This is a genomic window from Pseudomonas sp. NFIX10 (assembly GCF_900111955.1).
GTDB classification, from domain to species: Bacteria; Pseudomonadota; Gammaproteobacteria; order Pseudomonadales; family Pseudomonadaceae; genus Aquipseudomonas; species Aquipseudomonas fluorescens_AA.
Genome location: NZ_FOKH01000013.1, coordinates 117525 through 131755 on the forward strand (window position 1 = coordinate 117525; position 14231 = coordinate 131755).

The 14231-nt window shown below is 65.6% G+C and carries 2 protein-coding genes (1 of these 2 only partly in view); both read right to left on the bottom strand.

The features are described from left to right. A complete protein-coding gene (locus BM321_RS14490) occupies positions 1 to 12489 on the bottom strand; it encodes a non-ribosomal peptide synthase/polyketide synthase (RefSeq protein ID WP_092442936.1) in 12489 nt (4162 codons plus the stop codon). Next, positions 12489 to 14231 carry the 3' portion of a non-ribosomal peptide synthetase gene (locus tag BM321_RS14495; protein WP_092442937.1) on the bottom strand. 6159 nt of this gene lie beyond the right edge of the window, so 1743 of the gene's 7902 nt are visible here — the last part of the coding sequence; the start codon falls outside the window, past its right edge; the stop codon is at positions 12489 to 12491. Before BM321_RS14495 ends, BM321_RS14490 begins: the two co-directional genes overlap by 1 nt.

Below are 14231 nucleotides of genomic sequence, written 5' to 3' on the forward strand. Positions count from 1 at the left end.
TTAAGCCGCCTGCGCCACGCAGTGTTCGATCAACGCTTCGAGTTCCTCCTGGTAGGCGCGCATCAAGCCCTCGACGGTCTCGGCACGGTAGCGGCGGGTACTGAAGATGCAGCGCAGCGCCAGCCGCCCGTCGTACACCTGCCCCACCACTTCCAGCCAGTTGCCCAGCGCGGCATGGGGGCTGTAGCAGCTGCCGTAGCTTTCCGCCGCCGGCACCAGCAACGCCTTGTCGTCGAAGCTCTGGTCGAACTGCCCCAGGTAGTTGAACGTCACCCGTGCCTGGGGCGCGCGACCCAGGGTGGCGGCCATCGGCTCGCCACTCATGTAGCGCAACACGCCATAGCCCAATCCCTTGTTCGGCACGGCGGCCAACTGCCGTTGCACCGCCCGCACCGATGTGCCGATGTCGGCTTCATGGCTCGGGGTCAGGCGCACCGGGAACATGCTAGTGAACCAGCCCAGGCTGCGGCTCAGGTCGATGTCCTTGACCAGGTCCTCGCGACCATGCCCCTCCAGTTGGATCAGCACCGACGGCTGCTGGCTCCAGCGGCACAAGACCCGGCTCAGCGCCGCCAGCAACACGTCGTTGATCTGCGTCTGGTAGGCCGCCGGCACCTGTTTGAGCAACTGCTGGGTGTGCTGCTCCGACAGGCTCAAATGCGCCACCGACTGGTACTGCACCTGATTCTTGCCCCGCAGGTTGTCACACGGCAACTCGCTGCCCGGCTGGTCGATCTGCTCCAGCCACCAGGCTTTTTCCTGCGCCGGATAGTCCCGCGCATAGGCTTGCAGGCCCTCGGCCCAGGCCCGGTAGCTGCTGGTGCGAATCGGCAGGTTCGGCGTCTGGCCGTCGCTGTAGGCCGCATAAGCCGTCTGCAAATCCTGCAGCAGCAAACGCCACGACACGGTGTCGATCACCAGGTGATGAATCACCATCAGCACGCGAATTTCACCGCTGCCCAGGGTCACATGCGCCGTGCGCCACACCGGCCCGTTGTGCACATCAAGACTACGTTGCACCTGCTCGGCATACAACTCCAGCTCGGCTTCATCGGCCACGCTGCGCTGCCACAGCAAAGGCTCGTTGGCCCACTGGGCCTGCACCTCCTCCAGCGCCTGGTAATGCTGCAGGTGATGCCCGCCGACCTCACTGAAGCGCAGGCGCAAGGCATCGTGCTGCTGCATCATGCCGCGCAAGGCCAATTCCAGTGCCGTCAGGTTCAACCCCTGGCGAGCCCGCAGCATCAACGCCTGGTTGTAATGATGGGGTTCGCTCATGCGCTGGTCGAACCACCACTGCTGGATCGGAATCAGGTTGAACTGCCCTTCGGCGGCCACCTGGGTCACGTCCTCGACGGTCACGGCATGCGTGTTCGAACGCTGGTCGAAAATCGCCTCGATGGTCTGGCCGCGCATCAGGTCCCGCAGCTTGAGCTCCATCTTCAGCTCCCCATGGTTGCGCACCCGCGAGACCACTTGCAGGCTGAGGATCGAATCCCCCCCCAACTCGAAGAAATTGTCGGTGATGCCCACCCGTTCGACTTGCAACACCTCGGCCCAGATTTCGGCCAGCAATTGCTCATCGCGGTTACGCCCCGACACATACTCGGCGCCCTTGAATTCCGGCTCCGGCAAGGCTTGGCGATCGAGTTTGCCGTTGGGGGTGACCGGCAACGCCTCCAAGCAGATGACCTGGGCCGGCACCATGTAATCCGGCAATTGCGCCCGCAGCTCGGCCTTGAGCCGATCGCCGATGGCCACGCCGTCGGGGGTGACCACGTAGCCGATCAGTTGCTTGCCCGAGGCACTGTCGCGGGCGATCACCAACGCATCGCTGACCTCGTCCAGTTGCCGCAGGCTGGCCTCCACTTCCCCCAGTTCAATGCGGAAACCCCGCACCTTGATCTGGTGGTCGATACGGCCGACGTAATCGAGCACCCCATCGACGCGCTGGCGTACCAGGTCGCCGCTGCGGTACAGGCGATCGCCCGGCTGGCCGAACGGATCCGGCACGAAGCGCTCGGCACTCAGGTCCGGGCGACGGTGATAACCACGGGCGATGCCCGCGCCACCGATGTACAACTCGCCGGCAATGCCCGGCGGCAACGGGTTGAGGTTGTCGTCCAGTACATACAAGGCGCGCTCCCCCACCGCACGCCCGATCGGCGCGTAGGCGGCTTCGCAACGTTCGCTGGCCGGCACCTTCCACAGCATCGGCGTGACCACGGTTTCAGTCGGGCCGTAGCCGTTGGTGAAGAAGTGCGGACGCAGCGCCGCCTTCACTTGCTCGAAGGTCTGATCCGGCACCGCATCGCCGCCGAAGCAGTACACCCGCACCGGCGGCGGTGCCAACTGGCTGTTGGCGGCGTATTCGGCCAGTTGCTTGAGGTAGGCCGGCGGGAAGCAGGCGATGGTAATGCCGTGGCGGTGCAAGGCGTCGAAGGTCTGCTCCGGCGTCCACAGCGCGCCGTCGCGAATCACCAGGGTGCCGCCGCTGAACAGCGTGCTCAGCCAGCGCTCATGGGCGCCGTCGAAGGCGAACGACATGAAATGCAGTTCGCGGGTGTGTTCGTCCATGTCATACAGCCCGGCGATGGCCTGGCAATGCATGCTCATCGGCCCGTGCGCCACGGCAACGCCTTTGGGGCGACCGGTGGAGCCCGAGGTGTAGATCAGGTAGGCCAGGTTGCCGCCGAGCAAACCACTGTGGGGCGGCAAGTCGCTGTAGCCACGGCTGTCGAAACCGTCGATGGCCAGGCGCGCCAGACCGTCGAGTTCCGGCAGGCGCGCCTGCACCCGGCTATGGGTCAGCAACAGCGCCATGGCCGAATCTTCGATCATGAACGCCAGGCGTTCGGGTGGATAATCGATGTCCAGCGGCACATACGCCGAACCGCTTTTCATCACCGCCAGCAGCGCCACGACCATGTCCACCGACCGCTCCAGGGCCACGCCGACCACCACTTCCGGGCCGGCGCCGAGCTCGATCAAGCGGTGGGCCAGGCGGTTGGCCCGGCGCTCCAGTTCGCCATAGTCCAGCGAGTCGTCGCCACACACCAGCGCCGTGGCCTGCGGACGCGACTGGGCATGCCGGCCAATCAGCTCCGGCAACAACTGCGCCTGATAGCTGCCGTTCGGTGCCGCGCTCCAGTGTGCGAAGGCCTGCCACTGTTCCAGCGACAAGCGCTGCAGGTTGCCCAGGCACACGTGGGGCGCATCGATCATCGCTTCCAGGGTGTCTTCCAGGGTGCGGCGGATTCGCTCCACCGCGTCGACGCTGAAGGCGTTGCGCAGGAACAGGTACTCGATGGACAGCGTTTCACCCAGGTTGACCGCCAAGTCCATCGGGAAGTTGGTCACGTCATGATTGCGTGACTCGCCGAAGCTCAGGCCGGTGTCCCGCTGGTCGCCCAGGCGTTCGTCGATGGGGTAGTTCTCGAACACGATGATGCTGTCGAACAAACCCTGCCCGCCCAGGCCCGACCAGCGCTGGATGTCCGCCAGTGGCGCATGGGCATGCTCACGCAGGTCCAGGTTGTAGGCCTGCAACTGTTGCAGCCATTGATCCAGCGGCTGCTCGGGGTCCAGGGTCTGGATCACCGGCAAGGTGTTGATGAACAGGCCGAGGATGTTGTCGGCGTTGACCAGCCCCGCCGGACGCCCGGCGACGGTGGCGCCGAAGACCACGGTGTTCTGCCCGGTGAAACGTTGCAACAACAGCAGCCACGCCCCTTGGATCAAGGTATTGGGTGTGATCTGCAAGGCGCGGCAGGCCTGTTGCAGGCGAGCGGTCTGTGCCACGTCCCAGCGCGAATACAGCGCCTCGTGCCCCGGCAGTGCCTCGACATGCCGCGGGAACATCGCCTGGTTGAGGGAAGTCGCCTGTTCCAAGGTGTCGAGGCGGCTGCGCCAGAAGCGCTCCAGCGCGCCCTGGTCCTGGCGTTGCAGCCATTCGATGAACTCGCGGTAGCGACCATTGCGGCTGGGCACCTGCCCATGGGCGTAGAACTGCAACACCTCACCGAACAACCGCGAACTGCTCCAGCCGTCCATGAGGATGTGATGGCAGGTCCAGATCATCTGGTAGCGATCGTCTTCCAGGCGCAGCAACAACACCCGTTGCAAAGGCGCGCGGCCCAGGTCGAAACCGGCCAGGTAGTCGGCGGTCGCCCGGGCGCTGATCGCCTGCTCGCTGATGTCCTGTCCACGCCAGTCTTCAATCTGCAACGGCAACTCGACGTGGCGATGGACGATTTGCACCGGCGCGCTCAAGCCATCCTGCCAGTGGAAACTGGTGCGCAGGATGTCCTCGCGCTCGATCACCGACGTCCAGGCCCGGGCAAAACGCTCGGTGTCCAGGCCATGCACCGGCAGGCTGATCTGGTTGATGTACAAGCCGGAGCTGTCGTCGGCCAGGGTGTGGAACAGCATGCCGTCCTGCATCGGCGACAGCGGATAGATGTCCTCCACCTGCGCCACGGGCACCGGCAGGCCATTGAGTTGCGCCTGGCTCAGGCGCGCCAGCGGGAAGTCGGAAGGTGTCAGGCCCAGGCGCCCGTCGGTGCAGCAGTGATCGATCAGTTGTTGCAACGCCACGGCGTAGGCATCGGCCAACGACTGGAGCGTGGCCGCGTCGAAAACATCGTCACTGAAGGTCCAGTCGAGGGTCAACTGGCCGTTGAAGATCCGCCCGTCGATGGTCAGCCAGTTGCCCAGGGCCACGTCATCGCCATGCCCGGCGCCACTGCCCTCCTCGCTCGGTACGAACAGCGCCTGTTCATCGAAACTCTGGTCGAACTGTCCCAGGTAGTTGAAGGTGATCCGGGCCTGCGGCAGTTTTGCCAGGCGCTGTTGCACCACCGGCTCACCGAGGTAACGCAGGACGCCATAGCCCAGGCCCTTGTTCGGCACCGCCCGCAGTTGTTCCTTGATCCGCTTGATCGACTCGGCGGGGTCGCTGGCCGGCGTCAGCAACACCGGGAACAGGCTGGTGAACCAACCGACGGTGCGGCTCAGGTCGATGCCGTCGAACAACTCTTCGCGGCCATGGCCTTCGAGCTGCACCAGGCAGGCCGGTTGCCCAGTCCACTCGCAGACCACTTGCGCCAGGGCGCTGAGCAGCAAATCGTTGACCTGGGTGCGATAGGCCGTCGGCGCCTGCTTGAGCAAACGCTGGGTCTGGGTGGCATCCAGGCGTGTGCTCACCGAACGGCCATGGGCCGCGGCCTGGCTGCCCTCGGGACGGGCCCGTGGCAGCGGCGGCAGGGGCTGGTCCAGTTGCCCGACCCAGTAATCCAGTTCCTTGTTCAGGGCTTCGCTGTGGGCGTAGTCCTGCAACTGAGCGGCCCAGGCCTTGAACGCCGTGGATTTGCCCGGCAAGGCCGGCGCCTGGTTCGCCCGCAGTTGGCGGTAGACGTTTTGCAGGTCTTCCAGCAGCACCCGCCACGACACGCCGTCCATGACCAGGTGATGAATCGCCAGGTGCAGGCGCGAACTGCCGTCCTGCACCGCGATCAGGCTGCAACGCAACAATGGGCCGTGTTGCAGGTCCAGGCTGCGTTGGGCCTGGTCGGCGATGGCGATGATCTCGGCGGCGTCCTGCGCGGTGCGCTGCCAGATCTCCAGCGGCTGCTTATCCACGGCCCGATGGCTGGCGTGCCAGCGGCCATCGTCGGCCTCGGTGAACCGCAGGCGCAGGGCATCGTGATGGGCCACCACGTGCTGGAGGGCCTGTTGCAGGTGGGCGATGTCCAAGGGTTCGCGCGGGGTCAGCAGGACCGATTGGTTCCAGTGGTCGCGGTGCGGGATATCACTGGCGAAGAACCAATGCTGCATCGGCACCAGCAGGCTGTCGCCGGTGACCGGGCCTTGGTCGATCACGCCTTCGTCGGCCGCCGTGGCGACCCGCGCCAGGGCCTGGATGTTCTGGTGCAGGAACAGGTCCTTGGGGGTCAGGCCGATGCCTTGGGCACGCGCCCGGCTGACCACCTGGATCGAGTTGATCGAGTCGCCGCCCAAGGCGAAGAAGTTATCGGCGGTGCCTACCCGCTCGACGCCAAGCACCCCTTGCCAGATGTCCACCAGTGCCCGCTCGATGGCGTTGACCGGTGCCGTGAAGGCTTCCTGGCGCTCGGCCAGGTCGGGTGCCGGCAGCGCCTTGCGGTCGAGTTTGCCGTTCGGGCTCAGCGGCATGTGTTCCAGGCGGGTCAGGTGCGTCGGCACCATGTGCTCCGGCAGGTTCAAGCGCAAATGGGCCAGCAGCGCTTCGCGCAACAGCGGCCAGTCGCTGGCGTCACCGGCCTGGGCCACCACGTAGCCGCTCAGCACCTTGCCGCTGCGGCTGTCCTGGGCCACCACCACCGCTTCTCGCACCGCCGCCTGTTCAAGCAGGCGCGCTTCGATCTCACCCAATTCGATGCGGAACCCGCGGACCTTCACCTGGTGGTCGATCCGACCGACATAGTCGATCACACCGTCCGGGCGATAGCGCGCCAGGTCACCGGTGCGGTACAGCCGCTCGCCGGCCACGAACGGGCTGGCGACGAAACGCTCGGCAGTCAGTTCGGGACGGCGGTGATAACCGCGGGCCAGGCCCTGGCCACTGAGGTACAGCTCGCCGTTGACGCCGCTCGGCACCGGGTTCAGTTCATCGTCGAGGATGTACGTCATCAGGTTGGCAATCGGCTCGCCAATCGGCACCGCATCGCGCCCTTCGTCGCGGCAGGTCCAATGGGTCACGTCGATGGCCGCTTCGGTCGGGCCGTACAGGTTATACAGCCGGGCATTGGGCAACTTGGCGAACACCTGCTGCTGGGCATCCACCGGCAGGGCTTCGCCGCTGCAGACGATGCGGGTCAGGCGGGTGCAACGGCTGACGTTGGCATCCAGCACGAACGCCTGCAGCATCGACGGCACGAAATGCAGGGTGGTGATGTTTTCCCGTTCGATCAGGCTGACCAGCTTCTGCGGATCGCGATGATCGCCCGGTGCCGCGACGACCAGGCGCACGCCGGTCATCAACGGCCAGAAGAACTCCCAGACCGACACGTCGAAACTGAACGGCGTCTTCTGCAAGACACTGTCGCCGGCCTCCAGGCCATAGGCCTGTTGCATCCAGCACAAACGGTTGGTCAGTGCGCCATGGCTGTTGCCGGCGCCCTTGGGCTTGCCGGTGGAGCCGGAGGTGTAGATCACATAGGCCAGGTTCTGGGCGACGGCCCGGGCAGGCGGATTGTCGGTGGCATGGTCACGCAGCCAGTCGTCGTCCCCATCCAGCAGCAACGTGGTGACACGGTCCCCTCCTGTGGGAGCGAGCTTGCTCGCGATGAGGCCCTCACCTTCAACATCAATATTGACTGAACCACCGCTATCGCGAGCAAGCTCGCTCCCACAGGTCAGCAGCAACTCAATGCCGCTGTCCTCGATCATGTAGGCCAGGCGTTCCGGTGGGTATTCCGGGTCCAGTGGCACGTAGGCGCCACCGGTCTTGAGGATCGCCAGTAGCCCGACCACCATTTCCACACTGCGCGGCACCGAGATGCCCACCAGCACATCCGGGCCGACGCCGCGCTCGATCAAGGCGTGGGCCAACCGGTTGGCGCGGTTGTTGAGCTGGGCATAGCTCAGCGACTGCCCTTCGAACACCAGCGCCTCGGCGTGAGGGTCGCGCTCGACCTGGGCTTCGATCAAATGATGGACCGGGAGATGGTTTGGGTAGTCGGCGTAGGTGCGGTTCCAGTCCTCGACGATCAGGCGCCGCTGCGCCCTGTCCAGCATCGGCAACTCGGCGATGCGCTGGGTCGGGTTGGCGACGATGGCGCGCAACAGGTTCAGCCAGTGCTCACCCAGGCGGGCGATGGTGCTCGGTTCGAACAGGTCGCTGGCGTAAGTCAGCGCGGCGCTGAGGCCATCGGCGTACTCGAAGGTGTCCAGGGTCAGGTCGAACTGGGCAGTGCCCGAGTCCCAGGTCAGTTGCTCCAGGCTCAAGCCCGGCAACGCCGACAGGTCACGGCGGGCATCGCTGGCATGGTTGAACATCACCTGGAACAGTGGCGTGTGGCTCAGGTTGCGCGCCGGTTCCAGCCGCTCCACCAGTTGTTCGAACGGCAGGTCCTGATGGGCCTGGGCGCCGAGGGCCCGTTGCTTGACCTGATCGAGCAACTGGTCGAATCGCAGGTTGCCGTCGATGTCGGCCTTGAGCACCTGGGTGTTGACGAAGAAGCCCAGCAGACGCTCGGTTTCCACCCGGTTACGGTTGGCGATCGGCACGCCGACGCGGATGTCGTCCTGGCCGCTGTAGCGGTGCAGCAAGGTCTGGAAGCCGGCCAGCAAGAGCATGAACAGCGTGCTGTTGTGCTGCTGGGCCAAGCGCTTGAGGCCTTCGGCCAGGGCCGGTTCGATGACGATGGGCAACCGTGCGCCACGATAGCTTTGCTGGGCCGGGCGCGGATGGTCGGTCGGCAGTTCGAGAATCGGCTGCTCGCCGCCCAACTGCTCGATCCAGTAGTCGAGTTGACGCTGCTGCTCCCCCGCCGCCAGCCACTGCCGCTGCCAGTGGCCGTAGTCGGCGTACTGGATTGGCAGCGGCGCCAGCGCCACGGGCTGGCCCTGGCTGAAGCCTGCGTACAACTGCAGCAGGTCGTCGACCATGATCTGCATCGACCAGGCATCGGACACGATGTGGTGCTGGGTCAGGATCAGCACATGGTCCTCGGCGCCCAGTTGCAGCCACTTGACCCGCAGCAACGGACCGTGCTGCAAATCGAACGGTTGCCGGGTTTCGGCTTCGATCAAGCCGCGCAAGGCATGTTCATCGACGCCGGCTTCGAGCGATTCCACCGCCAGGGCCAGCGGCGCTGGTTCGTCGATCACTTGCACGGGACGCTCATGGTCGAGCACGAAGCGGGTACGCAGGCTCTCGTGACGCGCCACCAGTGCATCGAAGCTCTGTTGCAGCGCCGCACGGTCGAGGGCGCCGCGCAAACGCAGGGCCGCCGGAATGTGGTAGGCGCTGCTGGTGGGGTCCAGTTGCCAGAGAAACCACTGCCGTTGCTGGGCGAACGAGAGCGCCAGCGGCTGGTCGCGAGGAATGCGTGGGATACCCGGTTCATCGTGCGCCGATGCCGTGCCCATGGCCTCGACAAACGCCCGCAGGCTGTTATGGGCGAACAACAGGCGCAACGGCACCTGGATATTCAGTTGCTGGCGAATCCGCGACATCACCTGGGTGGCGAGCAAGGAATGGCCGCCCAGTTCGAAGAAATTGTCGTCCAGGCCCACCCGCGGCACCTTGAGGATATCGGCCCAGATCGTCGCCACCGCCTGCTGCACGGGTGTTTGCGGCGCGACATAGGTTTTCTGCCACTGGCTGGCATCGGGCTTGGGCAACTGCTTGCGATCCAGCTTGCCGTTGGGTGTCAGCGGGAAGCGTGGCAACACCACCATGTGCGCCGGCACCATGTAGTCGGGCAGGTTGACCTTGAGCTGGGCCGTGAGGTTGTCGCGCAGGGCGCCCTGGGCGGCGGCATCCAGGTCATTCAGTTCGGCGGTTGGAACGATGTACGCCACCAGCGCTTGGCCGCCCGGTGCCTCCTGGGCCAGCACCGCCGCTTCGCGCACGCTGTCCTGTTCCAGCAGGCGCGCTTCGATTTCGCCCAGTTCGATGCGAAACCCGCGAATCTTCACTTGATGGTCGATGCGCCCGAGGTATTCGAGGATGCCGTCGGCCCGCTGGCGCGCCAGGTCACCGGTGCGATACAGGCGCTCGCCGGCGACAAACGGATGGGGCACGAAACGTTCGGCGGTCAGCGCCGGACGCTGGAAATAACCACGGGCCAGCCCCTGGCCGCCGATCAGCAATTCACCGGCCACGCCATAGGGCACCGGCATCAGGTCGGCGCCAACGATGTACAGCGCCGTGTTGTCGATGGGCCCGCCCAGCCAGGGTTGCGCGGCCTGGGTTTGCAACGGGTGCAAGGCCGACCAGATGGTGGTTTCCGTCGGGCCGTAGAGGTTCCACACTTCACCGCCAAGGGCGAGCATGCGCACGGCCAGTTCCTGGGGCAGCGCCTCGCCACCGCACAGGCACTTGCAGCCGCGCAAACTCTGGGCGTGCTCGTTGTCCAGCAACATGCGCCAGGTCGACGGCGTGGCCTGCACCACGTTGACCTGCTCGGCCGCGATCAGCGCCAGCACCGCGTACGGGTCCTGGGCGACGTGCGGGCCGGTCAGCACGATGCACGCGCCGACCATCAGCGGCACGTAGATTTCCAGGCCGAAAATATCGAACGAGAACGTGGTCAGCGACAACGCCCGGTCCTGGGCCGTCATGCCCGGTGCCTGGGCCATGCTCGCGACGAAGTTGGTCAGCGCGCCGTGGCGCACCATCACACCCTTGGGCTTGCCGGTGGAGCCGGAGGTGTAGATCGCGTAGGCCAGGTGCTCCGGGTCCAGGCGCGGCGCCGGCGCGTCGCAGGCATAGCCGTCGAGCCAGTCACCCTCCTGGTCCAACACCAACGTATTCACACCACCACCGAACCCTGTGGGAGCGAGCTTGCTCGCGATAGCGTCGGCACACTCGACATCATCATTGATTGAACCACCGCCATCGCGAGCAAGCTCGCTCCCACAGGACAGCAATAACTGGTCGAGCAGCGAACTTTGGGTCAACAGCAGCTCGATGCCGCTGTCTTCGATCATGTAGGCCAGGCGCTCCTGGGGGAACGCCGGGTCCAGCGGCAGGTAGGCGCCGCCGGCCTTGAGGATCGCCAGCAGGCCCACCAGCATGTGCGCGCTGCGTTCCACGGCGATGCCCACCAGGACATCCGGGCCCACGCCGAGGCTCTGCAGCTTGCCCGCCAACTGATTGGCCCGGGCATTGAGTTGGCCGTAGCTCCAGCGCTCACCGTCGATGACCAGCGCCGGGGCGTCCGGGGTGCGCGCCGCTTGTCTTTCGAACAGTTGATGAACAAAACCCGCCTCGGGCGCCGGCGACGGAGGGCGCTGGCCGTTGTCGAGCTGGGCCTGGCGCTCGGCCGCGTCGAGCAACGGCAATTCTCCGATGCGCTGCGTCGGGTCGGCCACGATCGCCCGCAACAGGTTCTGCCAATGCCCGGCCAGGCGCGCGATTGTCTCGGCGCCAAACAGGTCGGTGGCATAGATCAGCCCTGCCGAAAGCCCTTCACTGTGCTCCACGGTTTCCAGGGTCAGGTCGAATTGCGCCGTATGCGAATCCCAGCGCAGTTCCTCGACTTTCAATGCACCGACCGGCCCCTCGCCCGCCGGGCCTTGGGTCCGGTGGTTGAACATCACTTGGAACAGCGGACTGTGGCTCAGGTTGCGCTCGGGTTGCAGGGCCTCGACCAGTTGCTCGAACGGCAGGTCCTGATGGGCCTGGGCGCCCAGGGCCGAATGCTTGACTTGCTGCAGCAAGGCACCGAACGAATCCTGGCCCTGGACATCGCTGTCGAGTACCTGGGTGTTGACGAAAAAGCCAATCAGGCCCTCGGTCTCGACCCGGTTGCGGTTGGCCGTCGGTACGCCGACGCGGATGTCGTTCTGGCCGCTGTAGCGGTGCAGCAGCGCCTGGAACGAGGCCAGCAGGAGCATGAACAGGCTGACGCCTTCGCGTTGGGCCATGTGTTTGAGATCGCCGACCAGTACCGCGTCGATGGCCAGTTCCAGCCGCGCGCCGCGATAGCTCATCACCGCCGGACGCGGGAAGTCGGTCGGCAGTTCCAGCACCGGTTGCTGGCCGCCCAGGCGTGCGGTCCAGTATGCCAACTGACGCTCGCGCTCGCCCGCTTCCATCCAGTGCCGCTGCCAGATGGCGTAGTCGGTGTACTGGATCGGCAGCGCCGGCAATTGCGGCGCGTGGCCCTGGCTGAAGGCGGCGTAGCCGTTGACCAGTTCCTCGACCATCACCTGCATCGACCAGCCATCGGCCACGATGTGGTGCAAGGTCACGATCAGCACATGATCATCCGCCGCCAACCGCAGCAGGCGCGTGCGCAGCAGCGGCCCCTGTTGCAGGTCGAAGAGCTGGCGGGTTTCCCCTTCGATCAACTGGCGCAGCTGCGTCTCGTCCGGCAACGGTTCCAGGGTGTCTGCCTGCAAACGCACTGGCGCCGCCGCGTGCACCTGCTGCACGACCTGCTCGCCATGGGGCTGGAAGGTGGTGCGCAGGCTCTCGTGCCGGGCCACCAACGCGGTGAAACTCTGTTCAAGCGCAACGATGTCCAGCGGCCCGCGCAAGCGCAGGGCCGTGGGCATGTGGTAGGCCGCGCTCTCGGGGTCCAACTGCCAGAGGAACCATTGGCGTTCCTGGGCAAACGACAATGACAGTGTGTCGAACTCGGCACTGACAGGCGGGATCGGCAGGTTCGCCGGGGAAACGTTCTCTTCGAGCATTTTCTGCAAGTACAAGCGACGTTTTTCCAGCGGCAGCGTTATGAAGCGCCTGGCAATACGTTGTGCGACAGCGGTGTCCATCAAACCTCCTCAAATTCATCGAGCAGCGCTTCAAGCTTGCTCAATTTCGACGTACTCATGGGTTCGCCGGCAGGCTCGAGTTGCGCCACGAACGCGCCGAGTACCGGGAATTGGAAAATCAGTTGCGGGGTCAAGGTCAGGCCCAGTTCCAGTTGCAGGCGCGAGACCACGCTCACCACCAGCAGCGAATGCCCGCCCAGCTCGAAGAAATCGTCACCCAGCCCGACCTGCTCGACCTTGAGCACGTCTTGCCAGATGGCCGCGACCCGGCATTCGAGGTCGCTCTGCGGGGCCAGGTATGCCGGTTGCAGGGCACGGGTGTCCGGTGCCGGCAAGGCCTTGCGATCGAGCTTGCCGTTGGGGGTCAGCGGCAAGCGGTCGAGGAACACCCAATGGGTCGGCACCATGAAGTCCGGCACCTGGGCCGCCAGTCGCGCCTTGAGCCGTTCGCCCAGGCTGCCCTGGTCGAGAGGACTGTCCTGGCCGACCAGATAGGCCACCAGGTTCGGCCCGCTCACGTCGTCCCGCGCCAGCACCACCGCATCGCGCACATCGGCATCGGCCTGCAGGCGCGCTTCGATTTCCCCCAACTCGATACGCAGGCCACGGATCTTCACCTGATGGTCGATCCGGCCGAGGTACTCGATCACCCCGTCGGCGCCATAACGGGCCAGGTCACCGGTGCGATACAGGCGGCCGCCCGGGGCTGGCGCGAACGGATCGGGAATGAAGCGCTCGGCGCTCAGTGCCGGTCGTTGGTGGTAACCACGGGCCAGGGAATCACCGGCGATGTGCAACTCGCCGACGGCGCCCACGGCGCAAGGCTGTAGCGCCGCGTCCAGCACGTAGGTGCGCACGTTATCGATGGGACGGCCAATGGCGATGATCCGCTCGGCGTCGTCTTCGCTGCCGCGCACCACCGCATGGCTGCTGGTGTCGATGGTCGCTTCGGTCGGGCCATACAGGTTGCGCAGTTCGCCATCGAACAGCGCCATGACCTGGCGCGACAGGTGCACGCTGAGGGCTTCGCCACCGCACAGCAGCAGGCGCAGGGAGGCCAGTTGCGCGCGGGTCGCCAGTGGCAGCAAGGCCTGCAACAGCGAGGGCGCCATTTGCAGCACGCTGATGCGCCACCGCGCCACGTCGGCCCAGAGGGTGGTCAGGTCGAGGTTCAGGTGCGGGCTGGCGAGCACCAGTTGCGCGCCACTCATCAACGGCAGCCAGAACTCCCAGACCGAGGCATCGAAACTGATCGCGGTTTTTTGCAGGACGCGGTCGGCGGCCGTCAGTTTCAGGCAACCCTGCATCCACGCCATGTGGTTGCTCAGGGCGGCATGACGAAGGGTCACGCCCTTGGGCTTGCCGGTGGAGCCGGAGGTGTAGATCACATAAGCGAGGTGATCGCCGTCGATGGCCACGCCAGGGTCGCGCTCGCTATAACCGGCCAGCCATTGCCCGGGCTGATCCAACAGCAGCGCGGCCACGGCAGCGTCGCCGAACAGCGGCAGCACATCGGTCTCGGTGAGCAGCAAGGCGATGCCGCTGTCCTCGACCATGTACGCCAGGCGATCCCGGGGATAGGCCGGGTCCAGTGGCACGTAGGCGCCGCCGGCCTTGAGCACCGCCAGCAAGCCGATCACCATCTGCACGCTGCGCGACAGCGCCAGGCCCACCAGCACGTCGGGGCCGATGCCGCGTTCGATCAAGCCATGGGCCAGGCGATTGGCCCGGGTATTGAGCTG